Raw genomic sequence first — 23,927 nt, forward strand, 5'->3', positions numbered from 1 at the left:
ACGTCCACCCCGACCACACCTAACCGCCGCTTACGTTCCGCTACTGGGTAGTGGGGGGGGGGGGGGGGCCCCCCCCCCCCCCCCCCTCCCCCCCCCCCCCCCCCCCCACACTGCCCCCCGCGGCCGGTTCGCGCAGACGGGGGTTGAAAGACAGGCTCTCAGAGCTGCGGCAGCCCGTAGGCGTCCGCGATGAGTTCGTAGGAGCGCAGGCGTACGTCGCCGCTGTGGGCGTTGGCCGTGAGCATCAGCTCGTCGGCGCCGGTGCGCTTCTGGAGGTCGTCGAGGCCGGTGCGGACCTCGTCGACGGTGCCGTGGATGACGTTGGAGTTCCAGGTGCGGATGAACTCCTGCTCCATCTCGTTGAACTGGTGGGCCTCCGCCTCCTCGGGCGTCGGGACCAGACCCGGGCGGCCGGTGCGCAGCCGCACCATGTTGAGCGCGGCGGCCAGCACCTGGCGGCGGGCCTCGGTGCCGTCGTCGTCCGTGGCGAGCGCGGAGACGCCGATCAGCGCGTAGGGCTTGTCCAGGATCTCGGAGGGCTGGAACGACTCGCGGTACAGGTCGAGCGCCGGGATCGTGTTCTGCGCCGAGAAGTGGTGGGCGAACGCGAACGGGAGGCCGAGGACGCCGGCGAGGCGGGCGCTGAAACCGGACGAGCCGAGCAGCCAGACCGGCGGCCGGTGCGGGTCCTGGACCCCGCCGGGGGAGGTGGCCTGGACGCGTCCCGGGACCGCGTGGATGCGGGAGTAGTGGTGGCCGTCGGGGAAGTCGTCGTCGAGGAAGCGGGTCAGCTCGGCGAGCTGCTGCGGGAAGTCGTCAGCGCCTTCGTTGAGCCGGTCCGTGCGGCGCAGGGCGGCCGCCGTGGCGCCGTCGGTGCCGGGGGCGCGGCCGAGGCCGAGGTCGATCCGGCCCGGGGCCATCGCCTCCAGCGTGCCGAACTGCTCCGCGATGACCAGCGGGGCGTGGTTGGGCAGCATGACGCCGCCGGAGCCGAGCCGGACGCGGTCGGTGTGGGCGGCGAGGTGGGCCAGGATCACGGCCGGGGAGGACGAGGCCACCCCGGGCATGGAGTGGTGCTCGGCGACCCAGTAGCGGTGGTAGCCGCGGCGTTCGGCGAGGCGGGCGATGTCGACGCTGGTGCGCAGGGCCTGCGTGGCGGTGCGGCCCGCGCCCACGGTGACCAGATCCAGGACGGAGAGGGGGGTCGGGGCGGCGCCGAGGGCTGCGCCGCGGATCTCGTCGTGGTTGGCCGGCACGGGGTCCTCCTGGTGACGTGGGTCTGGGTGACTGCTGAGTGACCCCCGCTTAACGGAGGCGCGCTCCGCTTTATTCCCCGCGTTCACCTGCCACGTACGCCGACCAGGCCCGTCGCGCCCGCCCCGCCCCGCCCGGCCCCGCTACGCCTGGATCACCGGTTCCTTCGTGAAGAGGGACCCCAGCTCCGGCACGTTCACCCGGCGGTCCACCAGGCGCAGCGCCTCCCAGACGGTGACCTGGTTGGCCGTGAGGACCGGCTTGCCCAGCTCGCGCTCCAGGTCACGGACGTACGCCGCCGTGTGCAGCGCCGTGTCGGGCAGGAGGAGCGCCTGCGCGTCGGGGTGGTCGCCGGCCCGGGCCATCGCCAGGACCTCCTCCCAGCCCCATGTGCCGACCTCCGCGGCCGTGATGATCCCGCTGCCCCGCACCGAGAGCACCTCGGCGCCGGCCGCCTTCAGGAACGCCGCGAAATGGTCGGCGACATCCGCCGGGTACGTCGCGGCGACCGCCACCCGGTCCGCCCCGAGCTCCCCCAGCGCGTGCGCGAAGGCGAACGACGTGCTGGAGGCGGGCAGCCCCGCGGCCAGCGCCAGCGACCTGACCTGGTCCTGCGCGCCGTCCCAACCGAAGACGAAACTGGCCGACGTGCACGCCCAGACCACCGCTTCCGCGCCGGCCAGCCGCAGCTGCTCGACGCCCGCGGACAAGCGTTCGGCGGAGCCCATCTCGAGAAGCGCGTCGACCCGGTGGGCGTCCTCGCCGATGTCCGTGTGGACGACGGGCAGCCGGATGTCACTGTCGATCAGCATCTCGATGCGCGGGTAGTCGTCCTCGGCCGAGTGTCCTGGGTAGAGAAATCCGAGCGCTGTCATGTTCTATGCCCACCCTTCCTGGCCCTCCGGGAGTTCCGGCAGGCCTTGTCCGGGCCGGAGCCCTTGGTCCGGCAGGGGCCACTGCCGTCGCGCCGCCGGGTCGAGCAGCGCCTGATAGGGCCCCACCGCTCGCGTACCCAGTCGTCGCAGGGCTGCCCACATCGTGACCTGGTTGGCCGAGATCACCGGGATCCGCAGCTCCGCCTCCAGCTGCGGGATGACGTCGTACGTCGGCAGGTTCGTACAGCTGATGAAGAGCGCGTCGGCGGCGGCGCCCACCGCGTCGCGCGCCATCTCCGCCACATCCCGGTACGGGACCTTCCAGATGTGCCGGGTCAGACCGAGATACGCGCGCCCGGTGACCGCGACGCCCGCCTGGGCGAGGTACTCCTCCAGGGACTCGGTGACCGACTGCGTGTAGGGCGTGACGAGCGCGACGCGGCGGGCGCCCAGCTCGTCCAGTGCCTCCAGGAGCGCGCCCGACGTGGTGAGGGACGACCGCTCGCCCGAGCGGCGCATCGCCTCGCACATGGCGCGCTCACCCGCGATGCCGCCGACGAAACTGCCCGACGTGCAGGCGTACGCGAGGACTTCGGGTTCGGCGGCGCCGAGCGCCCGTACCGCCTCGTCCAGCGTCTCGTGCTCGCTGACCAGGCGCGCCAGGTCGAGGCTGACCTCGACCGGGACGAACGGCGTACGGGTGAGGTGGAGGGAGATCTCGTCGGGCACCCACCGCCACAGCTCGCGGTCGAGGGCGAAGTCGAACGGTGCGACGACGCCGACGCCGCGCTGCGGCTGTGGTCCCCCCAGGAAAGAGACGTCCATAGAGCATGCCCCAAGTTCAGCTGACGTGGTGATGCCGGGTGCGGTGCTTGAGCCGGCGGGCCCCCGCCGGGACGTCGGGACAGCGAGGAGGAGGGGAACGAGCGGACGCCGTACCCCTGTTGACGAAGGTAGGTTCAGGTGCCAGCGTGGTCAATCCGCCCATGTCAGATGGATACCGCGAGACGGTCGCACGCCATGATCGTGATGTTCCCGGCCCTCCCGACCCGCCTCTCAAGAAAAGCGGACCTTCGTTGCGAAACGATTTCCCTGCCGTGTCCGGTCCTGACGGCTCGGGCGCCGCGGACGGTGCCCCGGCCGGCGGCCGGCCCACCGTCCTCGTCCTGGACGCCGCGCCCGGCGAACCGCCGCCCCGGCTCGGCGGACTGACCGGCCGGGCCCGGGTGCTGCACGCCGCCGACGCGGCCGGGCTGCGGGCCCGACTCCACGAGGCCGACGCCCTGTTGGTGTGGGACTTCCTCTCCGACGCGGTGCGCGAGGCGTGGCCGGGCGAGGGGCCGCGGCCACGCTGGGTGCACACGGCGAGCGCGGGCGTGGACCGGCTGATGTTCCCCGAACTCATCGACTCCGGAACCGTGTTGACCAACGCCCGCGGGATCTTCGACGGGCCCATCGCCGAGTACGTCGCCGCGCTCGTGCTCGCCATGGGCAAGGACCTGCCGCGCACGCTCGCCCTCCAGGCGGAGCGCGAGTGGCGGCACCGCGAGTCGCAGCGCATCGCCGGGACGCGGGCCTGCGTCGTCGGATCGGGGCCCATCGGGCACGCGATCACCGCCCAGCTCAAGGCACTTGGTATCACCACGGCGCTGGTCGGGCGGCGGGCGCGGGCCGGTATCCACGGCCCCGCCGACCTCGACCGGCTGCTCGCGCGCGCCGACTGGGTGGTCTGCGCGGCGCCGCTTACCGAGGAGACCCGCTCCATGTTCGACGCGCGCCGGTTCGGTGTGATGCAGCCCGCCGCCCGCTTCATCAACGTAGGACGCGGGCAGTTGGTCGTGGAGGCCGACCTGGTGGACGCGTTGCACAAGCGGTGGATCGCGGGCGCGGCGCTCGATGTCTTCGAGCACGAGCCGCTGGCGCCGGACAGCCCGCTGTGGACGGCCCCCGGGCTGCTCGTCTCGCCGCACATGAGCGGGGACACGGTCGGCTGGCGGGACGAACTGGGGCGCCAGTTCGTGGAGTTGTACGGGCGCTGGGAGTCCGGCCGCCCGCTGACGAATGTAGTGGACAAGAAACGTGGGTATGTCCCCGGGAACTGATCCCGGCCGACGCGGACCGCTGATGCGGACCGCCGACGCAGACCGCTGATACGGACCGCCGATGCGGACCGCCGATGCGGACCGCCGACGCAGATCACTGACACAGATCGCTGACACAGATCGCTGACGCAGCACACTGATCCATGGTGGAACGCCATGGGGTGGAGGGCGCATGACGACCGAGCTCACCGGACTGACCGCGCAGGACCTTCTCGACGGTTACCGCAAGGGCGAGTTCAGCCCCGTCGACGCCACCCGGGCGGTGCTCGCCCGGATCGAGGAGACCGAGCCGGAGCTGAACGCGTTCGTGCGGGTCGACGCGGAGGGCGCCCTCGCCGAGGCGGCGGCGAGCACGGAGCGATGGCGGCGCGGTGAGCCACAGGGGCTGGTCGACGGGGTGCCGGTGACGGTCAAGGACATCCTGTTGCAGCGCGGCGGCCCGACTCTGCGCGGCTCGAGAACGGTTCGGGAGAGCGGGAGTTGGGACGAGGACGCGCCGTCGGTGGCGCGGCTGCGCGAACACGGCGCCGTCTTCGTCGGCCGCACCACCACGCCCGAGTTCGGCTGGAAGGGCGTCACCGACTCGCCGCTGTCGGGGGTGACCCGCAATCCGTACGACGCCTCGCGCACGGCAGGCGGGTCGAGCGGCGGCAGCGCGGCGGCAGTCGCCGCCGGCGCGGGGCCCTTGGCGCTGGGCACGGACGGCGGCGGCTCGGTCCGTATACCAGCCGCCTTCTGCGGGATCTTCGCGCTGAAGCCGACGTACGGGCGCGTTCCGCTCTATCCGGCCTCCGCGTTCGGGACGCTGGCGCACGTCGGGCCGATGACGCGGAGCGCGGCCGACGCGGCGCTGATGATGGACGTGATCTCGGGCGCCGACGCCCGCGACTGGTCGGGGCTCGCCCCCGCGCCGGACAGCTTCCGGGGGCACCTGGGGGCCGGGGTACGCGGCCTGCGGGTGGCGTACTCGCCGTCGCTGGGCGGGCAGGTGGCGGTGCGGCCCGGGGTCGCGGCGCGGGTGCGGGCGGCCGTGACGCGGCTCGCCGAACTCGGCGCATACGTCGAGGAGGTAGACCCGGACTTCTCCGACCCGGTCGAGGCGTTCCACGTGCTGTGGTTCAGCGGGGCGGCCCGCGTCGTACAGCATCTGCCTTCCGCGCAGCGGGAGTTGCTGGACCCGGGGTTGCGGGAGATCTGTGCGCAGGGCGCCCGGTACAGCGCGCTGGACTATCTGGCGGCGGTGGACGCGCGGATGGCGCTCGGCCGCCGGATGGGCCTGTTCCACTCGACGTACGACGTGCTGCTGACGCCGACGCTGCCGATCACCGCGTTCGAGGCGGGGGTGGAGGTGCCGCGCGGGTCGGGGCTGCGGCGCTGGACGGGCTGGACCCCGTTCACCTACCCGTTCAACCTCACCCAGCAGCCGGCGGCGTCCGTCCCCGTCGGGCTCGACGACCACCTGCCGGTGGGGTTGCAGGTGGTCGCGGCCCGCCATCAGGACGCGCTGGTGCTCAGGGTGGCGCACGCGCTGTACGAGGCGGGGGTCAGCGCGAGCACCACGGCCCGCTGAACCCGGGCTTTACAGACCCCGAAGGGCGTTGCGGCCCCCTGACCCCGGGCGCGTCACCGCCCCCAGCCTCCGGGCGTCACACGCGCTTGAACCCGAGCGTCTCCCCCACCGCCCCCGCCCGCCACAGGTCCTGGCACGCCGCCGCCATCTCGTCCAGGCCCTCGACCACCTGGCCCCACACGATGCCGGGCACCCATCCCACGTCCCCGTTCATCAACAGGTTGTTGCGCTCGTAGAACAGCGCGAGGTCGACGACGGGAGCCCCGGCGGCCAGCGACGCGCCGTCCCCGTAGCCGTAGGACTGCGACCCCAACTGCGTCCCGTTGAAGGAGAAATAACAGAGGTCGCCCGGAATGGGCGTCACCGTCGGATTCTCCAGCGGTGGCTCCTGTTCCGCGAATGCCGGGAACAGGGCGTAGATCTCATTGCGGGCGTATTTGGCGTGATAGACGTCGGAGACGAGTGGCAGGGCGTCCCACACCGCCGCACAGGTCAGTGGCGCACGGTCGGCGAGCAGCTTCGCCGTACAGGCCACCCCCCGCTTGGCCAGGGAGACTTCGATGTACCGGTCCTTCGATGCAGCTGAGTCAGCCATGCGCTCCATGGTCTGCCTCATCCACCCCTGTGGGTCAAGACCGCATCACCCGCGACAGGGGCGTGAATTGACCGGCATAAGTCGAGTCGAGTCGGGTAGCCGCGCGCCCATGGCTCCACCAACTCAGATACATAGAAGCGAGACTCCGGAGAAACGTCCTCTTCGCAGACGGTCACTGCTCGCCGGCGCGGGCGCGCTCGGCGCACTGGGCGCCCTGGGAGCGGCGGGCTGCAGCCGGGTACCGAACGGGGACACGCTCGCCCGGCTCAAGGGGCAGGGCACGGTACGCCTCGGCATCGCGGGTGAGGTGCCGTACGGGTACATCGACGACAACGGCGAGTTCACCGGCGAGGCGGTGGAGCTGGCCAAGGTCATCTTCAAACGGCTCGGTGTCGGCCATGTCCAGCCGGTCGCCACGGACTTCGCCTCGCTCATCCCCGGCCTGAACACGCAGCAGTTCGACGTCGTGTCCGCCGGGATGTACATCAACAAGGACCGCTGTCAGCAGGTCATCTTCGCCGATCCCGAGTACCAGATGCTGGACTCCTTCATCGTCCGCAAGGGCAACCCCAAGAACCTGCACAACTACGCCGACGTCGTCAAGGCCAAGGCGAAGTTCGGCACCGGCACCGGGTATGCGGAGATCGCGTACGCCGTGGACGCCGGTTACAAGGAGTCCGACATCGTGATCCTCCAGGATCAGGTCGCCGGGCTCAACGCGGTGGAGGCCGGGCGCATCGACGTGTTCGCCGGGACCGCCCTCACCACCCGCGAAGTCACCAAGAAGAGCCGTAAGGCCGAGCACACCGAGCCGTTCGCGCCGCTGGTGGACGGCAAGAAGCACGTCGACGGCGGCGGCTTCACCTTCCGCCCCACCGACACGAAGCTGCGGGACGCCTTCAACGTCGAGATCCACAAGATGAAGAAGAGCGGCGAACTGTTCCGAATACTCCAGCCGTTCGGCTTCACCAAGGCGGAGATGACGACGCTGACCGCCGAGGAGCTGTGCCGATGACCGCCGGACTGTGGGAACACTGGGTACTGCCGGGCATCTGGATCACGATCCAACTGACCGTCTACAGCGCGGCGCTGGCGACCGTGGTCGCGTTCGGCGTCGGCGTGGCGCGTACGCACCGGCTGTGGATCGTACGGTTCGTGGCCGGTCTCTACACCGAGATCTTCCGGGGCACGTCCGCCCTGGTCCTGATGTTCTGGATCTTCTTCGTCCTGCCGCAGCTTGCGGGCTGGTCCCTCGTCCCGATGTGGGCGGCCGTCCTGGCTCTCGGCCTCTCCTACGGCGCGTACGGCGCCGAGATCGTCCGGGGCGCCCTCTCCGCGGTGGCGCCCGCGCAGCGCGAGGCGGGGGTCGCGCTGAGCTTCACGCCGTGGCAGCGGATGCGGCTGATCCTGCTGCCGCAGGCCGTGCCGGAGATGATCCCGCCGTTCTCGAACCTGCTGATCGAGCTGCTCAAGGGCACCGCCCTGGTGTCGCTGCTCGGCATCGGCGACGTGTCGTTCGCCGCGTACCTGGTGCGTCTGGCGACGACCGAGAGCACCGAGATCTACTCGCTCACGCTCCTCATCTACTTCGTCATCGCGTTCCTGCTGACCCGCGGGATGCGGGCGCTCGAACGCAAGACCAAGGCGGGTCTCGGGCAGCGGCCCGAGCGCGGGGTCGGCGTCATGCGCAAGCTCAGCCTGCGCCAGCAGAACGAGACCGCTCAGCTCCCCGCTGGCGGCGGAGGAGGTGCCTCCCTGTGATCACCACTGCCGCATCGAACTGGGACTGGTCCGCGGTCGGCGACTTCATGCCGCACTTCTGGGACGGCATCCTCGTCACCCTCCAGGTCCTGCTGTACGGCTCGCTGATCTCCTTCAGCGTCGGCCTGCTCTGGGCGCTCGCCTTCCGGGCGCCGACGCGCTTCGTCCGCTGGCCGGTCGGGCTGATCACGGAGTTCATCCGCAACACCCCGCTCCTGGTGCAGCTGTTCTTCCTGTACTTCGTGCTGCCCGAGGCCGGTATCCAGTTCTCCGCGCTGACCACCGGTGTCGTCGCGATCGGCCTGCACTACTCGACGTACACCGCGCAGGTCTACCGCGCGGGCATCGAGGCGGTGCCGGAGGGCCAGTGGGAGGCGGCCCGCGCGCTGAGCCTGCCGTACCGCAAGACCTGGACGGCGGTCATCCTGCCGCAGGCGATCCGCCGCGTCGTGCCCGCGCTCGGCAACTACGTCGTGGCGATGCTGAAGGACACCCCGCTGCTCGCGGGCATCGGCGTCCTGGAACTGCTCCAGCGCTCGCGTCTGCAGGCGGCCCAGACGTTCCAGTACACGGAGGCCCTCACGGTCGTCGGTGTCGCCTTCATCGTCATCTCCTACCTCGCTTCCCTCCTCCTCCGATCCCTGGAGCGCCGCCTTGTCCACTGATGCGAACCTCTCGAAAGACCAGCCCAATCCCAAGGTGGACGGCACCGAACTGATCCGCTTCGACAAGGTCGTGAAGCGGTTCGGCGGCAACACGGTCCTGGACCAGCTGGACTTCTCCGTCGCCTCGGGCAAGCACGTCACGCTGATCGGTCCGTCCGGTTCCGGCAAGACGACGATCCTGCGGCTGCTGATGACCCTGCTCAAGCCGGACGAGGGCACGATCAAGGTCGGCGGCGAGTACCTCACGCACGAGGAGAAGAACGGCAAGCTGGTCCCGGCCGGCGAGAAGCACATCCGTGAGGTCCGCAAGAACATCGGGATGGTCTTCCAGCAGTTCAACCTCTTCCCGAACATGAAGGTGCTGCGCAACATCATGGAGGCGCCGGTCACCGTGCTTGGCCTGCCCAAGGACGAGGCGGAGCAGCGGGCGCGCGAGCTGCTCGACCTGGTGGGCCTGGGCGACCGTTGCGACGCGTATCCGACGCAGCTGTCCGGCGGGCAGCAGCAGCGGGTCGCCATCGCGCGGGCCCTGGCGATGCGGCCGCAGGTGCTGCTCCTGGACGAGGTGACCTCCGCGCTCGACCCGGAGCTGGTGGCGGGCGTCCTCGACGTCCTGCGGGACATCGCGCACACCACGGACATCACCATGCTCTGTGTGACCCACGAGATGAACTTCGCCCGGGACATCTCGGACCAGGTCCTGATGTTCGACGCGGGCCGGGTCATCGAGTCCGGTACGCCGGAGAAGATTTTCACGGAGCCGGAGCACGTGCGGACCAGGGAGTTCCTGAGCGCGGTGCTGTGACGGCGCCCTGACCGGCCTGGCCCTCTCTGGGGCATGACAATGGCATATGCCAAGGTGGCGCGTTCCAGTTGAGAGCGACGGAACGCGCCGCCAATCTCCACAACCGTCGCCCCTATTGGGGGTGTTGGCGGCTATCGTGGTAGAAGGCCAGCTGTCCGGAACCGGTCCTTGCAGGGGGATGCCGTGGCGCTGAAGCACGAACAGGACGCGTCGTCGTACCAGCCCAACCAGTCGGTGCGGCATGCTCTGCGCGTACTGGACGCCGTCGCCCACAGCGGCACCGGCGTCACCGCCACCGAGCTGGCGCGCGACACCGGCCTGCCCGCGGACGAGCTGACCGGGCTGCTGCGCATGCTCCGCCGCGAGGGATACGTCCAGCAGATCGCCGACGGCGCGTACGTCACCGGGGAGACACTGAGCAGTCTCGGTTCCGCCGAGGGCGGCGCGGCCGCGCTCACCGCGAAGCTGCAGGCCACGCTCGACGAGCTGCGGGACACGGTGGGCGCCGCGGTCTACATCAGCCGGTACATCGACGGCGAGGTCCGCATCACGCAGTACGCGTCGGGCCCCGAGACCCCCGCGGTCAACGAATGGGTGGACTTCCGGGTCTCGGCCCACGCGAGCGCCGTCGGCAAGAGCCTCCTCGGCCAGCTCGACCTGAACGGGCGGCGCGATCACCTCTCCCGCCACAGGATGGCCCGCCTCACCTCGCGCACCATCACCAACGAGAAGGTGCTCCTCTCCAAGCTGGCCACCCAGCCCGCGACCGTCCCGGTCCTCGACCTCCAGGAGTACGCGGTCGGCACGGTCTGCGCCGCGGTCCCGATCACCGCGGGCTCCGCCGTCGGCTGCCTGGCCCTCTCCCTCCCCCTGGAACACGCCCACCGCCTCCACGACGCGGCAGATCTCCTGAACAGAAGCGCGGCCCCGGTACTGCTGTCGCTGACGATCTAGCCCGCTCGGGGCGTGTCGGCCCGGAGAGTCGGGGGTGTGGGTGGCGAAGCCCCCACAACGCGCGGCGCAGCCGCGCAAAAACAACGGTCGCGGGACCGTTCGCGTTTTCCGCGAACACATCCCGCCACCGACAACGTGCGCCGCCAGGGACTCGAACCCCGGACCCGCTGATGCTGCATCTCCCGGGGGACGACCCCCGGACCCCCAGCCGTGGACCGAGCAGCAGCCCGAGGACGTTCTCAAGCGAAGGCCCCCCGCACGCAGGAGCAGGCCCCGGCGTCGGCCCGGAGAGTCGGGGGTGTGGGTGGCGAAGCCCCCACAACGCGCGGCGCAGCCGCGCAAAAACAACGGTGGCGGGACCGTTCGCGCTTACTGCGAACACATCCCGCCACCGACAACGTGCGCCGCCAGGGACTCGAACCCCGGACCCGCTGATTAAGAGTCAGCTGCTCTAACCAACTGAGCTAGCGGCGCCTGCTGACAGGAAAATAATACCTGGTCCGAGGGAGTGCCTTCGACCAGGTTTCCGGCGGGGGCGTCAGGGCGGCGGGAGGAGCGGTCCCCTGCCCTGTTCCCGGTATGCCCTGGTGAGGGCCTCGCGGTCGGACTCCGTGAGCCGGCGGTACGTCGCCTCGGCGGGCGGGCGCCACCACAGTTCTCCCCCGCTCCAGAACCCTTCGCGGCGCAACTCCCCCCGCCGCACCTTGTTGGTCGCCGTCACCGGCATCCGCCGCATGACCCGTACGAAACGGGGAGCCATCTTCGTCCCGAGGTCGCCCTGCGCCAGCAGGAACTCACCGAAGGCCGCCGGATCGAACCCGGCCCCCGCGCGGAGCGCCACCGTCGCCATGACCTGGTCCCCGGAGACCGGATCGGGCACCCCGTACACGGCGACGGCCGCGGCGTCGGACCAGCGGGCGAGGACGTTCTCGATCATGGCGGGGGCGAGGTTCTCGCTGTCCACGCGGATCTTGTCGTCACCGCGTCCGGCGAAGTACAGGAACCCGGCCGCGTCCCGGTAGAAAAGATCGCCCGTCCAGTACCAGCCGTCCCGCCGGACCCGCTCGGCGTACGCGGCGTCGTTGCGCCAGTACCCCTCGAACGGCGACCGCCCCCGGTTCACCAGCTCCCCGATCGCGGCGCCCCCGTTGATCAGCCGCCCGCCCCCGTCGAACGCGGCGGCCGGGCATTCCGCCCCCGTCTCCGGGTCGAGGACCGCGAGGTCGTCGCCGGGCGCCGCGCGACCGATCGCGCCGGGCGGCGTGTCGGGGGTCCGCTGCACGGCGGCGCCGCCCTCGGACGACCCGTACCCCTCGACGAGCCGCACCCCGAACCGTTCCTCGAAGCGCGCCGCGTCCACCGCCCCCGCCTCGGTGCCGAAGCCGACGCGCAGCGGATTGTCCCGGTCGTCGGGCCGCTCCTCGGTGGCCAGGATGTACTGCACGGCCCGGCCCACGTACGTGAAGTAGGTCGCGCGGAACTTCCTCGCGTCGGCCAGGAACCGGGAGGCGGAGAACCGCCGCCGGAGCGCCACACCCGCCCCGGCCGCCATGGCCGGGGCCCAGTCGGCGATGACCGCGTTGCCGTGGAAGAGCGGCATGCAGATGTAGTGCACGTCGTCCGCGCGTACGCCGAAGTGGCCGGCCAGTGACTGTCCGGCGGCGGCGAGGCGCGCCTGGGTGCAGATGGCGGCTTTGGGAGCGCCGGTCGAGCCGGAGGTGAAGTAGAGCAGCATGCGGGTGCGGGGCCCGACCCCGGCCGCGCTCTCGGGTGTGGCGCCCGCGTAGGGCGCGAGCAGTTCGGCGTAGGCGCCGGTGTCGGTCACCAGGACGCGGACGCCGGGCAGGGCCAGCCCATCGAGCAGCGGCAGCTTGGCCCGTTCGGTGATCAGGACGCGGCATTCGGTGTGGGTGATGTCGCGGGCGAGTTCGGCGCCGCGCCGGGTCGGGTTGATCCCGGCGACGGCGGCCCCGGCGAGCGCCGCCGCGCTCAGCCACTGCGGGAACTCGGGGGTGTTGTCGAGCAGCACCCCGATGTGGGGTTCCGCGCCGCGTGGCAGCAGATCGGCGAGCAGCGCGGCGCGGGCCGCCGCGGCCGAGGCGAGTTGATGGTGACTGAGGACCTGATCCTCGTACGCGAGCCCGGGCCGGTGGTCACCCCAGCGCTCCTGGACGAGTTCCGCGAAGGTGCGCGTCGTGGTTCCCATTGCGGCGCACGGTAGTTGACGGGGCGTCAGATGTGGAGTCGGAGGACGGAACGATCACGTCGGTGGGCGGACCGGCCAGGCCGGTGGACGCACCGGTCACGCGAAAGGCGCGGGCGCGCTTCCCCCCGCACACCGCCCGCGATCGGGACGGCGTGCGGGGAAACCCTCCGCGTCCGGCGTACCGGAGCGTCAGGGCGGGCTCAGAAGGTGACGTCCGAGCACGCGTAGAACGCGTTCGCCGTGTCGGCGATCGTCCACACCGCGAGTATCACGTGGTGGCCGGTCTTGCCGGAGGGCAGGGTGCCGGAGTGCGAGAGCGTGGCCGGCGGCTGGCCGCTGTAGGGCACCGTGAGGAACGGGGTGGTGTCCAGAGCGGCGCGGGTCAGCGGCTTGCTGGCGTCCCAGCCGTTCTTGGTGACGTAGTAGCGGAAGTCCGTGGTGGAGTGTCTGGCGGTGAACTGCCAGCGGAACGTGTAGCTCTGACCGCCCGTCACCTTGGTGGTGGGCCAGGCGGTGCCGTTCGGCTGCTTGGCTGCGTTGAGCGGCGCGAACTCGCCGTGGTTGCCCGAACAGATCTGGCCGTCCGCGGGGCCCGAGGCCGGGAAGCCCTTGGGGCCCTCGACGCTCTGCGGTTCCCACTGGATGTTGCCGCAGCCGCTGACGGTGCCGTTGGCACAGAGTTTCTGCCGGCTGACGGGCAGGTCGGTGTAGCCATGGCCGCTCGCACCGGCCGTGGAGAGCGCGAACGCCCCCACGGTGGTGAGGCCGAGCAAAGCCGCGTACATCTTTTTCCGCATGCTGCCGCTCCTGGGGGTGTGGGGAGTTGCCGGAAGCCGTGCGCACAGCGATATTGCAGGTCTAGACCAACCACCAATGTATGGGCGAGAGTTGGTCGTGTCCATACAAAGATGTGGTCCAGCCTTCACTCGCCCGTCTTCCCGGCCGTCACCCCAGGCCGTCACCCCGGGCCGTCACCCCGGCCGTCACCGCAGGCCGCCACTCCCGTTCGTCACTCACCCCGCCCCGTGTAGAACGCCACGGTCAGATCCTTCACGAGCGCCTTGCGCTCGTAGTCGTCCAGGTCGACCAGGCCCCTGGCGGTCAGCCGCGTCACCGTCTCCTCCACCGAGTCCACGACGGAGGTCAGCACGGTGTCGCGGTGCTGCGCGTCGAGCGCCGCGACCCGGCGGCGCCGCATCGCCGCCGCCACCTCGGGCGCGTACTCGATCCGCGTCGGCTGCGCCGAGAAGACCTCGATGCCGACCGGCCCGGCGTCCGCGGCCACCCGGCGCGTGAGCAGATCGCCCACGGCCTCGGCGTCGCGCAGCGTCGGCGTGCCCCCGTGCGCGGGGGTTCGCCGGGCTCCCCCGGTGGCGGCCGGGGGCGCGTCGGCGGGCAGCTGCGAGAAGACCCGGGCCAGCCCCGCCTCGACGCACTCGCGCAGATACTCCTCGTGGTCCTCCACACCGAGCTTCGCCCGCGCCGTGTCCTTGACCCGCCACACGACGAGTACGGATACGCGCAGCGCGACCCCGTTCGCGTCGACCGCGGGCATCTCCTCGCTGCGCCAGTGCCGCAGCCGCAGGTCGACGCGGTGGCGGAGCAGCAGCGGGTTGACCCACAGCAGCCCTGACCTGCGTACGCTCCCTCGGTAGCGGCCGAACAGGGTGAGCACCCAGGCCCGGCCGGCCCGGCCCCGCGCGAGCCCGCCGAAACCGAACAGCGCGAGCATGCCGGAGGCGGCGAGCGCCGCCCACTGCGGGGCGCCGAGCCCCGCCCCCTCGTACCCGGGCAGCCCCGCGATCTCCGTCATGATCCGCGGCAGCGCCCCGGCCCAGCCGAGGGAGGCCGCGGTACCGGCCGCCCCCACGGCGCCGCCGAACACCCCGAGCGCCCCGGGCAGCGCCCGCCCCCGGCGCTCACACAGCTCCGGGTCGACGAGCGGCGCGGTCCTGGCCGGGGTGCGCAGGTGCGAGCGCGGGGCGGGACGGCCGCCGCCCGTGCCCGTACCGACGACGGCCGGCCGCAGCGGCACGGTGACCGGGTCCGGATCGTCCCGGAACAACAGGTGCACCGGGATCTCGGTGGTCGTCTCGTTGCGAATGAGCCGAGTCCCCCGCATCCCGAGCACCCCCGACACGGCCGCCTCGGCCCCCTCGGCCCGGGCCACACCCACGCCCGCAGCCACCTCCACGCAGCCGATTTCACGGCGCCCGCCGATTCCCGGGTGGCCGTCACCTTCTCCCTGGTCAGCGGTGCCGCGCGGGGCGGCTGCCGATCCAGGGCCGCCGGTTTCGCCAAGGATGCCTACCACTCCGTGGCCGCCTACCCCTCCGTGGCCGCCTGCCGCTCCATGGTCACCGGCCTCGCCCCGGCCGCCGGCCTCCCCGCCACCTACCGGTCCGGAGCCATCGACTTCGCCGGGGACGCCTACCACTGCGTGGCCGCCCGACTCCCCGTCACCAGCACCCGCTCCCTGGCCGCCCATCCCTTGGCCGCCCAGGTCGCCCCGGATGCTCGTCCCGGGCCGATCGGCCGTCTCGTCCCACCCGTTCGCCGTCGCCCCGAGGTCGTTCTCCGCCCCGGTCGCCGTCAGCTGTCCGGGCTCTTCCGCCGTCGTACTCATCCGCGCCTCCGTACTGCGATCCGTAACTACCTGTCGCCGCCTGCCGCCGTGCCCGCTACAAGAACCGCCTCGTCCACGGAGGGCTCACGAGAAGAGCCGCCGCCATGTCTCCGGCCCCGGATATCCGTCGGCCGCCGAGCCACGCCAGCCCTGGGCCCGCTGGAACGCCTCCACGTTGCGCCGGTCCGCCTCGCCCCAGCGCGGGCCGGGGCCCCGGGTGTAGTACTTACCGAATCCTTTTTTCACGAGCTGGCGGCCGAGCCGGGTGACCGAGGAGTTGTTCGCGCCGGGCCGGAACTTCGCCGTGCCCGGGAACGCCGACCTCTTCGCCGCGGAGCCGCCACCACCGCCCGCGCCGGCCCGCGGGATGTCCTTGCCCTCGCCCTTGACCAGGTACGACCACGTCGTCGGCCCGGGCAGACCGTCCGCGTCCCTGCCGGACCAGCCCTGCGCCTTCTGGAACGCCTGCGTCGCCCTGCGGTCTGCGGCGCTCCAGCGCGGCCCCGGCCCCTGCTGGTAGAACCGCTTGCCGCCGCGCTCGACGAGCATCCGCCCGAGCTGGGTGACGTACTTGTTGTTCGCGCCGGGGCCGAAGGACGCGGCGCCGGGGTACTTGGCCGTCGCCGCCGACGCCGCGTGTGCGTCCGAGCCCGCGCTGCTGTCCACGCCGAGGCCCTTGTAGCGGTAGGCCACGTAGCGGCTGGAGTTGCTCCAGTACGCGTAGGGGGTGGTCTTCTTACGGGTGCCGGGGCGTGTCTGCTCGTAGGCGACGTAGTGGGAGCGGGCCCCGTCGGTCCAGCCGCCGAAGATCGTGACGTGCGAGCCCTTCTCCGGGTCGGCGGGGTTGTGGAAGAGCAGGATGTCGCCGGGCTCGAGCTGCGCCTTGGTGATGCGGGTGCCGAAGGCGGCGAGGCTGCCCGTCCACTCGTTGCGGGGCAGGCCCCAGGCCATGGAGACGAACCCCGAGCAGTCCTGGCGGTAACCGTCCTTCCAGTACTTGTTCATGCTGTACGGCACCTTCGCCGCGACCCATGTGTCGGCGCGGCCGATGATCGCGGCCCGGGTCGTGGCGCGCGGGGCGCTCTGCTGCGCGAGCGGCAGGGTCGCGGTCTCGGTGGGGGTGGGGGTGGTGCCGGGCGTCCCGTGCAGCGGGCTGGTGCCGCCCTGCGGGGCCGAGGCGCCGTCGCCGTCGCCGTCGCCCGGCCCGGGGTCCTCCGGTCTCGCCTCGTGGTGTTCGGCCGCCGCGGTCGCCGGGGGCGCCTGGAGGCCGCTGATGACGGTGCCGGCCGCGGCGGCGGCGACCAGCGCGTGCCGGGGGCCGATCCTGGTGCGCGCCAGATGCGGGGCGCGGGCGCGCCACTGGACGCAGCCTGCGCAGTCGCAGTCGTCCGCCGGGGCGATCTCCTCGAAGACCGGCTTCTCGATGTGCACTCTGCGCTCGCTACGATCCATGCGATTCCCCTCACATTCCGGTGCCGGCCGGTGAACTGTCGAGCCACGTTTTCGCACGCGGAAAGCGTCTCAACTCTCTACGCAAATCGCATGTTGACGGTGCGAAAGGTGGAAATCACCACAAACTGACCATCTGCCCGGCGCGTCGAGTGGTCAGGAGCACCCCGGGAGGTCGGGTAAAGTTATGCAGGTCAGCAGGCGCCGCTAGCTCAGTTGGTTAGAGCAGCTGACTCTTAATCAGCGGGTCCGGGGTTCGAGTCCCTGGCGGCGCACAGTCTGTGACCTGGGCATCCTTCTTTTCGGAAGGGTGCCCTTGGTCGTTTTCGGGGCTAGATGCTAGCGAGGGGTTAACGCCACTGTCTTCCGGCTGCACGGCAGGCGGTTCGGGAACGAGCGCGGCGGCGGCTTCAGCAGCCTGCGAGCTATTTCCGGCAGTACCGAGGTGTGGGTGTCGGCCGTGATCTGGATCGTTGAGTGCCCGAGGATGGCGGAGACCACTTTCATTTCGGCTCCGGCGGCGAGCGCCAGAGTGACTGATGCCGCAGGTCTTGCAGACGGACCGGCGGCAGATAGCCAGGGTGCGGGTAGGGCGGAGCGGATACTCGGGGAAAGCCGGTACCAGCCATGCGGGTCAACGATGCCGTTGACTTTGAGCCCGCGGCCTCGTTGGAAGCCAGTCACGGCCCGCCGCGTCAGCGGGCCGAAGAACCCATCTACCGGGAGCCCGAGCGTCGCTTGCACATCCTCAATGGCCGGGCCGGTGTCTCCCTCTCGGAGGGTGTTGGCCCGCTTGATCGTCCTGACGAAGTGGCGGCTGACGTAGTCGGGACGTAGCGGCATGCCGGTTTCGGTGGTGAAGACGAAGTGAGTGTCGGTCCAGGCTGGCCCCAGTAGCTCTCGCTCCTCCAACTGCCGTTGTCTATGCGCCCGCAGCACCGTGGCGGTCATGGAATCCAGCGCGAGGATGCCGTCACTGTCGTCCTTGGGCCGGGTGACTGCGGTCTCCCATCCCACCTGGACGATCTGCTGAACGATGGCGAGCGCGCCCGCGTCCAAGTCCACGTCCGGCCACCGCAGTCCGAAGCCCTCACCGCGGCGTGGTCCTCGGAAACCAACAGGTGGTAGTAGGCGTAGAGCCGGTCGGCCGTCATCAGACCGGGGAAGCCGCCGGTCTGCTCGGGCGTCCAGACAGCGACCTTTGGGCGCCGACCAGAGGCCATCCTGTCGATGACTCGCGGGGCGGTCCAGACGACTTCTTTCGGTCGGGGCGCATTCTCAACTTCAACTGCCAGGGCCGGGTTGTCGATGATGCGGCGCTGACGGACGTCGGCATTGAGTGCTGCCCGGAACGTGGCATGAATACGTTGCAGTGTTGCCGGACCGATCGGTCGCGAAGTGGTGGCAGCGCTGGCCACGATGGCGTCGTATGCGGTCCGAATCTGGACGGGCCGGAGCTTTTCCAGCGGGATGTCACCGAGCTGGGGCCCCAGGTAGCGCCGGGTGAACCCTTCATACGAACGGTGGGTGCTGGCCGCCAATTTGCGCTTGCTGCCCATCCACTCGTCCAGCCACTCGCCGGCGGTCTGCTCAATCGTGAGGGAGACGCCTGCGCCGAAACGACGGCGTACGTCGGCATAGTCCGGCAACTGCTGATAGCGGCGGTAGTGATCGCGAATGGAGGAAACGATCTCCAGCCGACCCGCATCGCCGTCAATGCTTGGTATCTCCAGGAGCTGGATGGCCTGCCGCAGCTCGGCGGCAGCGGTGGTCTGGCTGGCGAAGCCACCCCGAGTGATCTGTTGCCGCCCGTGCTCCAGGCGGCCCTCATCGGACAGTGACACATCGACGACGTAGGACCAGGTGCCGTGCTTCTTCGGACAGGCCAGACGCTTGCCGGCCGCGTTACTGCGGACCGGGCACTTGCAGCGCTCATAGGTGGTGCCTTGCATGACGCACGCCTTACCTTGCGGTCTGCATGTCGTCAGGATGGGCCGCACGAAGGTCGTGTTCCAGCTCGGTCAGCAACTCCCGGGTGATGTGGCTGCGCAACGTGGCCAGTTGACTCTTGGGTGCCTTGGGCCGACGCTCCTGGAGTTGCAGGTCTCGCTCCTGCGACAAGGTCCGATCCCACCGTTGCAGTGCCACCAGATTGACCCACACCGGCGACGTTCCCATCTTGCGGGCCACGTGCCGTTCGGCCTCGCCGACACTGGCGACGGCTCGCTCCACCAGGGCAGGGCCTGCCTTCCCGGATCGTTGGACCGCTGCCAGGAAGTCAGCCGCCCGATTGGCCAGCGCCAGCGACTCGGTGATCTCAACCGCCGGGGTGGGTATGGCCTGCACGGCAGCCGTATTGCCGGACAGCAATGCCTTCACCGCGGAGACCGTGAGCCGCACGCCAGGCGACAGCTCGACGAGGTCATCCGGCGCTCCAGCCACAAAGGCGGCCGGCGGCACCTCGAAGGCGAGGGTCAGCAACAGCACTTCCTCCAGCGCTATGCGCCGAGCCCCAACCTCCGCCTGCGCGACGGTCCCCCAAATCCAGGTCGTCAGTCCGTACCGCTGAAGCAATGCGGTGGCCTCTTCCTGCCTCAGGCCACGGGCTTTCCTGATCTCTCTCAGACCAGCTCCGAGCGCCTGCCGCAGCGTGTGTGGCGTCTGTTCCATGAGGTCACCTTGGGGAGAAAGGTGCCTCAACGGTACGTCCTGATCTGCTCATGCACAAAAGCGGTTGACTTGCAACAAATTAGGGCGGATCACTGCTCTCAGAACTGGTGGAACTACCGGTCGTCATAGACCTCGTCACCGCCGCCCGCGCCCTGGGCATTGGGCGCACGCGGGCCTTTGAGCTGATCCGGCGCGGCGAGTTCCCGGTGCCATCAGTCCGCATCGGCACAACGTGGCGGGTGCCTACCGCGCCGCTTCTGCAACGCCTGGACCTCTCCGCTGACCGATAGACCCGCAGCTCCTCATCCAGCGAGCGCGCAAGTGGTCTACGTTGAGGTCGAGTCCAAGCTCATCCCCAAAGGAAACAACGGTGTTTGGCGATAGCGAAGCGCAGGGAGCAACGCCTCCGGATCCCTTGGCCGCACTGGCGGAGGCCGGGGCCACGGCTCGGTTCAAAGCGGGCGAAGTCATTCTGCGGGAAGGCGAACCCTCAACGCACGCCGTATTGCTACGCGAAGGCCACGCCAAGGTCATCACACACTCCGCCGACGGCACCGAGGTCATTCTCGGACTGCGAGGCAGCCCCAACATCGTGGGCGAGCTAGCAGCCCTAGACGGCCGGCCACGGTCGGCCACCGTCGTCGCCATGACGGAAGTACGAGCCGCAATCGTCACGGCCACCCAACTCGGCGATTTCCTTGCAGCACACCCGACCGCAGCGGCCAGCGTGTTCCACACAGTGGCAGCCAGACTCCGCGAGTCCGATCAACGGCGACAGGAACTGACCACTCAGCCAGTCGCTCAGCGCGTAGTCGCCCGGCTGATCGAGCTGACAGAAGAGATTGGCATCCCAAACGATGCCGCCGGAGTGGTGCGCCTTGACCTGTCCCAGCAGGAGTTGGCGTCTTGGGCTGGAGCATCACGCGAAGCGGTCGTCCAGGTCCTCAACAAGCTGCGCCAACAGGGCACGGTGTCCACCGCTCGGCGGCAGATCATCATCAAGGACATCGACAGCCTCAAGGCAATGGCCGCCGACTGAGCGAGTCGAGTGGTATTTTTACTCACAAGAAGCGTTGAGTAGTACCACTCGGGGAGCGTGGCCACTTGCACCAGCAGGTAAGCCGGATCTTCTTCGGCATCGACATCGCAGGCTTCAACCGCGCCGACCGGTCCGACTACGTGGGTCTCGTCATGCGGCGGACGATCTACGACGCGCTTCAGCGCGGTCTCGACAGCGCCGACATCCCGCCCGAGTGCTACGAACTACTGGACCGCGGCGACGGCATCATGACCGTCCTTGATCCTTCCGTGGACATCGTCCAACTCGTGCACGCCGCCGCCCCAGCGCTCGCTGCATCGCTATATGCACACAACAAGTTGGCCCATCAAGCCCACCGCATCCAGCTGCGCGCAGCCCTCCACTGCGGCCAGGTCGTCCGAGACGAACACGGTTACGCGGGCCGGGACATCAGCCACGCGTTCCGCCTCCTGGACTCTCCTGAACTGCGCGTGGCCTTGACGAAAAGCAACGCCGACATGGTCCTGGCCATGTCCGACCCGGCTCGACTCCTCATGGCGTCCAACCCCTCCTCGGCTCAGCCGGCACTCACGCCCGTCCTCGTCACCACCAAGGAGAGCCCAGCGCGCGCCTGGTTCGCCGAGTTCGCGTCCGATCCCGCCCTGTCCAGGTGAGTGCAGAGTGGACATAACATCAGCCGCCCGCGCCTTAGCCTTTCCCCTGCGCACAATTCCGGCGATCCTCTTGGTCGTCTTCGCCGGGCTTTTGGGCCTGATCGCCCTGGTGTGCGGATCCGACCGCCGGGAGTACGCAATTGAACTAACTCACGCATGGATCACCGCCGCCTGCGTCATCGCGACTGGCCAGAAAATGACCATGATCGGCCGGAGCAGTCGGGCACGTTGATCGCCAGAACCTGAGTCGTCGCTAGCTCTGATCGCAGCCCGACTACGACCGACGGATCGGTGGTGTGGGTTGTAAATCCTCGGCACGTCCGATGATGCATCACTACCGTGGCCACGTGGCCACGACGAACATGTCCCCAACGTGCGAACCGCTCACGCCGGTCTACCCGTACAACGAGCCAGGACAGGCCGTCCTCCTGCACGACGGTCAGATCGGTGGGCTCGGAGGAGTCGATGTTCCTGGTCGAGTCGAGCTTACGTGCTCGAATGGCTTCAACTTTGAGTGGGAAGTTGGCGATGAAGCGTCGCCATTCTTTGCCAACCGAGACGAGGTATCTCTGGCGCTTCGCCGCCCGACGGGCGACATGACCATGCTTGGTGTTCCACGCAACATCGACGGAGGATGGTCGAACGGGGCTGTGTTCGGGGACTCCCAGGCTCCCCTGACCAGAATCCTTGTTCACTGGTTCAACCTGCCCAACTGGCACGGCCCGCTGGGACTAGTGGCGAAAACGGCCGGCGGAGTGCACGAATGGTCGGGCCGTTGGGTGCACCAAGCCGACGGCTGGAGCATCACGCTCGACGTTCGCCCCGATTACCAGCGGGTATGGCAAGGTCTCCACAAGACTGACGTGTACGTCATGACACACGTCATGGAGGTACGTCGCCTTGATGATGGCGTCTTCACGGCCGATGAGGCCGACCCCTTGCTGACCGCACTGCACGTCGGGATCTCGTTCGCCCTCGGCCGCTGGACCGCTCCGATGCTGCCGGTGGGACAAGACAGCGACGGTCGGGTGGTCTGGGAGCAGTGGCAAGGCTCTCACTGTGACCCGGCGCGCCCAAGCGGCGACGGCTGGTGGTACGACCAAGATCACAGCTCGCTGGACTCTTTCCTGAGTCTCGTGATCGACGCCTTCGCCGCCCCGGACAAGGTCACCCCGCTGCGCTTCCAGATGATGTACGCCATCTCCGCTATGAGGAGCCGTGACTTCATCGAGCCCCGGATCATCATGGGCACGGCCGGCTTGGAACACATCGTGTGGCAAAGCCTCGTCCTCAGCGGGATCATGACCAAACGGCAGTACACAGGAAGCCAGGCACACGTTCGGCTACGCAGAGTGCTGCGTGATGCGCAGATTCCCATCGATATCGATCCCGGCTACTTGCCAGCAGCTGCAAAGTACGCCGCCGAAGTGAAAACGAACGAGAAAAAGGACATCGACGGAGCTGACGTCGTGACCTGGGTCAGGAATCGGCTGGTGCATCCGCAGGAGTCTCAGGAACGCGTCTACGGACTGGACGGGCTGACGCAGGACGCCTGGCTCCTCACTCGCCACTACCTCGCGCTATTGATCCTCAACTTATTGGGATACAGCGGTAGTTACCGGGACCTCACCCGAATCCGCGGCTGGGTAGGCGACGTTAGTGTTGTGCCGTGGAAGTGAGCACTGGCTGATCCTCGTTGATGGATCACTGCGCTACAGCAGGACTCTGTCGCAGTCCCGAAATGTGATGCGCGGGCGGCGCTCGGTGTCCGACAATCGTCCCCTGAACATGGAGGCACGATGGCTTCAGATATGAAGTTTGAGGACGGCACGCTGCTGCGACTGAGGTCGCCAGAGCCGGGAGGCATGCCTCCCTTGTCTCTCATGCCGGGCTTCGGCGCACACCGCCTTGCGGTGCGTGTCGAGGTTGAACGGCTCAACGTCGCCGAAGGCATCAACCAGGTCACTTTCTCGGGTGAGTTTAGGGCCGCGAACGGCCTCGGCTGGATCGGATCGATCATGCCGGTATCGGTCCCCCTGCGCACCAAGGTGAACGTGCGGTCCGTGGAGCTGATCATCCCGGTCGCCTCCGAACAAGTCCTGGAGCTGGAGAAGCACCGCAACGGTCAGGACATGGCCGTGCAGCTGAATGTCGAGGGTGCCTTGCCACAGAGCTCTGGGTACCCGTTCGCCGACGTCCAGGAAGTGCGCCGGGTCCCAGCGAACGTCTGGGAGAACCAGATCGAGCAGCTGGGGCTGGCGGTGTCGTTCACCGTCACCGTGCCACTGCCGATGACCGATGGCCCGCTCGCTACCGCCGCAAAGCACCTCCGAACCGCGGACCGGCAGATCACGGCCGGCGAGTACTCGGACGCGATCCGCGAGACGCGCCTAGCCGTGAGCGACATGCGCAAGCTGAACATCTGGCCGATGAACGGCACCAAGAAGCGCGACGACCAGAATCAGGACGACCGGTACGGAGTCCTTCTCGACCGGCTCGCAGATCAGGCCGACGGGTACGCCGAACTGGTTCAGGCTCTGTTCAACCAGACAAGTGGACCTCAGCACAACGACGGCGCGATCCGCAGCGCCTCGTGGGTGCGATCGGACGCCATCGCGCTCAACGGTATGGCGGCTTCACTACTCCATCGGCTCGTCGAGGAAGTCGGCACGGCCGGCGCTCGGTAGCGGAAGCCATCAGCTC

The 23,927-nt window shown here is 69.4% G+C and carries 22 protein-coding genes and 2 tRNA genes; 12 read left to right on the forward strand and 12 right to left on the reverse strand.

The annotated features are described in order from the left end of the window. Nucleotides 1–158 precede the first annotated feature (158 nt). From ACZ45E_RS16680 to ACZ45E_RS16690, 3 genes are all read right to left on the reverse strand, one after another. Nucleotides 159–1,256, reverse strand: coding sequence for an LLM class flavin-dependent oxidoreductase (locus ACZ45E_RS16680; protein ID WP_468221468.1), 1,098 nt, complete (start codon nucleotides 1,254–1,256; stop codon nucleotides 159–161). A gap of 141 nt (nucleotides 1,257–1,397) precedes the next feature. Continuing rightward, the gene (locus ACZ45E_RS16685) at nucleotides 1,398–2,129 is read right to left on the reverse strand and encodes a maleate cis-trans isomerase family protein (RefSeq protein WP_468221471.1); all 732 of its coding nucleotides are present in this window, start codon (nucleotides 2,127–2,129) and stop codon (nucleotides 1,398–1,400) included. Nucleotides 2,130–2,132: 3 nt separating this feature from the next. After that, the gene (locus ACZ45E_RS16690; RefSeq protein WP_468221473.1) at nucleotides 2,133–2,954 is read right to left on the reverse strand and encodes a maleate cis-trans isomerase family protein; all 822 of its coding nucleotides are present in this window, start codon (nucleotides 2,952–2,954) and stop codon (nucleotides 2,133–2,135) included. Nucleotides 2,955–3,226: 272 nt separating this feature from the next. Between ACZ45E_RS16690 and ACZ45E_RS16695 the strand changes: the two genes are divergently transcribed. Both ACZ45E_RS16695 and ACZ45E_RS16700 read left to right on the forward strand, forming a co-directional pair. Beyond that, on the forward strand, nucleotides 3,227–4,231 hold the full coding sequence (locus ACZ45E_RS16695) for a D-2-hydroxyacid dehydrogenase (RefSeq protein ID WP_468221476.1): 1,005 nt from the start codon (nucleotides 3,227–3,229) through the stop codon (nucleotides 4,229–4,231). 172 nt (nucleotides 4,232–4,403) lie between these two features. After that, entirely contained in the window at nucleotides 4,404–5,801 is a 1,398-nt protein-coding gene (locus ACZ45E_RS16700) for an amidase (protein ID WP_468221478.1), read from the forward strand. Nucleotides 5,802–5,877: 76 nt separating this feature from the next. Here ACZ45E_RS16700 and ACZ45E_RS16705 read toward each other — a convergent pair whose 3' ends face one another. Next, nucleotides 5,878–6,396 (reverse strand): DUF3830 family protein, encoded by a 519-nt coding sequence (locus ACZ45E_RS16705; protein ID WP_468221480.1) that lies wholly within the window; start codon nucleotides 6,394–6,396, stop codon nucleotides 5,878–5,880. 109 nt (nucleotides 6,397–6,505) lie between these two features. On the opposite strand from ACZ45E_RS16705, the gene ehuB reads away from it, so the two are divergent. The 5 genes from ehuB (at nucleotide 6,506) to ACZ45E_RS16730 (ending at nucleotide 10,581) form a co-directional block, all read left to right on the forward strand. Further along, a complete protein-coding gene (gene ehuB / locus ACZ45E_RS16710; protein WP_468221483.1) occupies nucleotides 6,506–7,411 on the forward strand; it encodes an ectoine/hydroxyectoine ABC transporter substrate-binding protein EhuB in 906 nt (301 codons plus the stop codon). After that, nucleotides 7,408–8,157: an ectoine/hydroxyectoine ABC transporter permease subunit EhuC gene (gene ehuC, locus ACZ45E_RS16715; RefSeq protein ID WP_468221485.1), complete on the forward strand. Its 750-nt coding sequence runs from the start codon at nucleotides 7,408–7,410 to the stop codon at nucleotides 8,155–8,157. Before ehuB ends, ehuC begins: the two co-directional genes overlap by 4 nt. A gap of 47 nt (nucleotides 8,158–8,204) precedes the next feature. Next, complete coding sequence (gene ehuD, locus ACZ45E_RS16720) at nucleotides 8,205–8,822, forward strand: ectoine/hydroxyectoine ABC transporter permease subunit EhuD (RefSeq protein ID WP_468221935.1); 618 nt, start codon at nucleotides 8,205–8,207, stop codon at nucleotides 8,820–8,822. After that, the gene (ehuA, locus tag ACZ45E_RS16725) at nucleotides 8,812–9,627 is read left to right on the forward strand and encodes an ectoine/hydroxyectoine ABC transporter ATP-binding protein EhuA (RefSeq protein WP_468221486.1); all 816 of its coding nucleotides are present in this window, start codon (nucleotides 8,812–8,814) and stop codon (nucleotides 9,625–9,627) included. The genes ehuD and ehuA overlap by 11 nt, the downstream gene beginning before the upstream one ends. 183 nt (nucleotides 9,628–9,810) lie before the next feature. Next, entirely contained in the window at nucleotides 9,811–10,581 is a 771-nt protein-coding gene (locus ACZ45E_RS16730; RefSeq protein ID WP_468221488.1) for an IclR family transcriptional regulator, read from the forward strand. Nucleotides 10,582–10,981: 400 nt separating this feature from the next. Here the strand turns inward: ACZ45E_RS16730 and ACZ45E_RS16735 are convergent. The 5 genes from ACZ45E_RS16735 to ACZ45E_RS16755 form a co-directional block, all read right to left on the reverse strand. Next, a tRNA-Lys gene (locus ACZ45E_RS16735) sits at nucleotides 10,982–11,055 on the reverse strand. Between the two features lie 64 nt (nucleotides 11,056–11,119). Further along, complete coding sequence (locus ACZ45E_RS16740; RefSeq protein ID WP_468221490.1) at nucleotides 11,120–12,787, reverse strand: AMP-binding protein; 1,668 nt, start codon at nucleotides 12,785–12,787, stop codon at nucleotides 11,120–11,122. Between the two features lie 200 nt (nucleotides 12,788–12,987). Beyond that, a complete protein-coding gene (locus tag ACZ45E_RS16745) occupies nucleotides 12,988–13,584 on the reverse strand; it encodes a lytic polysaccharide monooxygenase auxiliary activity family 9 protein (RefSeq protein WP_468221492.1) in 597 nt (198 codons plus the stop codon). A 212-nt stretch (nucleotides 13,585–13,796) separates the two neighbouring features. Further along, on the reverse strand, nucleotides 13,797–14,909 hold the full coding sequence (locus ACZ45E_RS16750) for an SPFH domain-containing protein (RefSeq protein WP_468221936.1): 1,113 nt from the start codon (nucleotides 14,907–14,909) through the stop codon (nucleotides 13,797–13,799). Between the two features lie 588 nt (nucleotides 14,910–15,497). After that, the gene (locus ACZ45E_RS16755) at nucleotides 15,498–16,838 is read right to left on the reverse strand and encodes a peptidoglycan-binding protein (RefSeq protein ID WP_468221937.1); all 1,341 of its coding nucleotides are present in this window, start codon (nucleotides 16,836–16,838) and stop codon (nucleotides 15,498–15,500) included. A 225-nt stretch (nucleotides 16,839–17,063) separates the two neighbouring features. Between ACZ45E_RS16755 and ACZ45E_RS16760 the strand changes: the two genes are divergently transcribed. After that, nucleotides 17,064–17,137 (forward strand) — tRNA-Lys (locus ACZ45E_RS16760). Nucleotides 17,138–17,201: 64 nt separating this feature from the next. Here the strand turns inward: ACZ45E_RS16760 and ACZ45E_RS16765 are convergent. The 3 genes from ACZ45E_RS16765 to ACZ45E_RS16775 are packed head-to-tail and all read right to left on the reverse strand — an operon-like array spanning nucleotide 17,202 to nucleotide 19,532. Then, on the reverse strand, nucleotides 17,202–17,813 hold the full coding sequence (locus tag ACZ45E_RS16765; protein WP_468221495.1) for a peptidoglycan-binding domain-containing protein: 612 nt from the start codon (nucleotides 17,811–17,813) through the stop codon (nucleotides 17,202–17,204). Next, the gene (locus ACZ45E_RS16770; protein WP_468221496.1) at nucleotides 17,810–18,814 is read right to left on the reverse strand and encodes a tyrosine-type recombinase/integrase; all 1,005 of its coding nucleotides are present in this window, start codon (nucleotides 18,812–18,814) and stop codon (nucleotides 17,810–17,812) included. Before ACZ45E_RS16770 ends, ACZ45E_RS16765 begins: the two co-directional genes overlap by 4 nt. Before the next feature lie 10 nt (nucleotides 18,815–18,824). Then, nucleotides 18,825–19,532, reverse strand: coding sequence for a helix-turn-helix domain-containing protein (locus ACZ45E_RS16775; RefSeq protein WP_468221497.1), 708 nt, complete (start codon nucleotides 19,530–19,532; stop codon nucleotides 18,825–18,827). 370 nt (nucleotides 19,533–19,902) lie between these two features. Between ACZ45E_RS16775 and ACZ45E_RS16780 the strand changes: the two genes are divergently transcribed. The 4 genes from ACZ45E_RS16780 to ACZ45E_RS16795 all read left to right on the forward strand — a co-directional run bounded on the left by ACZ45E_RS16780 (nucleotide 19,903) and on the right by ACZ45E_RS16795 (nucleotide 23,911). Beyond that, a complete protein-coding gene (locus tag ACZ45E_RS16780; RefSeq protein WP_468221499.1) occupies nucleotides 19,903–20,571 on the forward strand; it encodes a Crp/Fnr family transcriptional regulator in 669 nt (222 codons plus the stop codon). Between the two features lie 65 nt (nucleotides 20,572–20,636). Then, complete coding sequence (locus ACZ45E_RS16785) at nucleotides 20,637–21,224, forward strand: hypothetical protein (protein WP_468221501.1); 588 nt, start codon at nucleotides 20,637–20,639, stop codon at nucleotides 21,222–21,224. A 347-nt stretch (nucleotides 21,225–21,571) separates the two neighbouring features. Further along, complete coding sequence (locus tag ACZ45E_RS16790) at nucleotides 21,572–22,903, forward strand: hypothetical protein (RefSeq protein ID WP_468221503.1); 1,332 nt, start codon at nucleotides 21,572–21,574, stop codon at nucleotides 22,901–22,903. A 120-nt stretch (nucleotides 22,904–23,023) separates the two neighbouring features. After that, nucleotides 23,024–23,911: a hypothetical protein gene (locus ACZ45E_RS16795; RefSeq protein ID WP_468221506.1), complete on the forward strand. Its 888-nt coding sequence runs from the start codon at nucleotides 23,024–23,026 to the stop codon at nucleotides 23,909–23,911. Nucleotides 23,912–23,927: the final 16 nt, after the last annotated feature.

The sequence above is a fragment of the Streptomyces sp. NPDC030991 genome (genome assembly GCF_055571235.1).

Bases quoted from the DNA above. Each gene is read 5' to 3' on its own strand.
- ACZ45E_RS16795 (WP_468221506.1), top strand. From the start codon at position 23,024: ATGGCTTCAGATATGAAGTTTGAGGACGGCACGCTGCTGCGACTGAGG.
- ACZ45E_RS16705 (WP_468221480.1), bottom strand. From the start codon at position 6,396: ATGGCTGACTCAGCTGCATCGAAGGACCGGTACATCGAAGTCTCCCTG.
- ACZ45E_RS16685 (WP_468221471.1), bottom strand. From the start codon at position 2,129: ATGACAGCGCTCGGATTTCTCTACCCAGGACACTCGGCCGAGGACGAC.
- ehuD (WP_468221935.1), top strand. From the start codon at position 8,205: ATGCCGCACTTCTGGGACGGCATCCTCGTCACCCTCCAGGTCCTGCTG.
- ehuB (WP_468221483.1), top strand. From the start codon at position 6,506: ATGGCTCCACCAACTCAGATACATAGAAGCGAGACTCCGGAGAAACGT.
- ACZ45E_RS16770 (WP_468221496.1), bottom strand. From the start codon at position 18,814: ATGCAAGGCACCACCTATGAGCGCTGCAAGTGCCCGGTCCGCAGTAAC.
- ACZ45E_RS16690 (WP_468221473.1), bottom strand. From the start codon at position 2,954: ATGGACGTCTCTTTCCTGGGGGGACCACAGCCGCAGCGCGGCGTCGGC.
- ACZ45E_RS16700 (WP_468221478.1), top strand. From the start codon at position 4,404: ATGACGACCGAGCTCACCGGACTGACCGCGCAGGACCTTCTCGACGGT.
- ACZ45E_RS16765 (WP_468221495.1), bottom strand. From the start codon at position 17,813: ATGACCGCCACGGTGCTGCGGGCGCATAGACAACGGCAGTTGGAGGAG.
- ehuC (WP_468221485.1), top strand. From the start codon at position 7,408: ATGACCGCCGGACTGTGGGAACACTGGGTACTGCCGGGCATCTGGATC.
- ACZ45E_RS16775 (WP_468221497.1), bottom strand. From the start codon at position 19,532: ATGGAACAGACGCCACACACGCTGCGGCAGGCGCTCGGAGCTGGTCTG.
- ACZ45E_RS16745 (WP_468221492.1), bottom strand. From the start codon at position 13,584: ATGCGGAAAAAGATGTACGCGGCTTTGCTCGGCCTCACCACCGTGGGG.
- ACZ45E_RS16750 (WP_468221936.1), bottom strand. From the start codon at position 14,909: ATGCGGGGGACTCGGCTCATTCGCAACGAGACGACCACCGAGATCCCG.
- ACZ45E_RS16740 (WP_468221490.1), bottom strand. From the start codon at position 12,787: ATGGGAACCACGACGCGCACCTTCGCGGAACTCGTCCAGGAGCGCTGG.